The 591-nt window shown below is 64.1% G+C and carries 1 protein-coding gene; it reads left to right on the top strand.

Annotation, left to right across the window (positions count from 1 at the left end; translation table 11 throughout):
- The coding region (locus BSZ14_RS18795) for an ATP-binding protein (RefSeq protein ID WP_158069244.1) at positions 1 to 416 on the top strand (416 nt) is incomplete at its 5' end.
- Positions 417 to 591: the final 175 nt, after the last annotated feature.

Below are 591 nucleotides of genomic sequence, written 5' to 3'. Positions count from 1 at the left end.
GTGGAACGGGTACCGGCAAGACGCATCTCGCCACCGCCATCACTGCCAATGTGGTACGAGCCGGCGCCCGCGGACGCTACTTCAACACAGTGGACCTGGTGAACCGGCTCGAGGAGGAAACGCGCCTTGGCAAGGCCAGCACGCTGGCGGCCCAGCTCTCGCGCCTCGACCTCGTGGTGCTCGACGAGCTTGGCTACCTGCCGTTTGCACGCTCGGGCGGTCAAATGCTCTACCACCTCGTCAGCAAGCTCTACGAGCAGACCTCCGTCATCGTCACCACCAACCTCGCCTTTGGCGAGTGGCCGACCGTCTTTGGCGACCCCAAGATGACCACCGCACTGCTCGACCGTATTACCCACCATTGCGACATCGTCGAAACCGGCAACGACAGCTGGCGCTTCAAACATCGAAGCTGACGCCCAGGACCACCGGCAGAGAACGCTTCGCGCTGGTTGCGCCTCCGGTCGGGCTACGCCCGCCCTACGCCGCAACCAGCGCGAACGGTGCACCCGTCATACCCGTCACGCTGCTCGACGAAGGGGGTCCCTTTTGGACGCCGATAGGGGGTCCTTTTTGGACGCCGATTGACAC

It is taken from the genome of Sphingomonas sp. Sph1(2015) (genome assembly GCF_001970915.1).
GTDB lineage: Bacteria > Pseudomonadota > Alphaproteobacteria > Sphingomonadales > Sphingomonadaceae > Sphingomonas > Sphingomonas parapaucimobilis.
The sequence above is the reverse complement of the archived record's forward strand: the minus strand, read 5'-3'. Positions and strand labels throughout refer to the sequence as shown.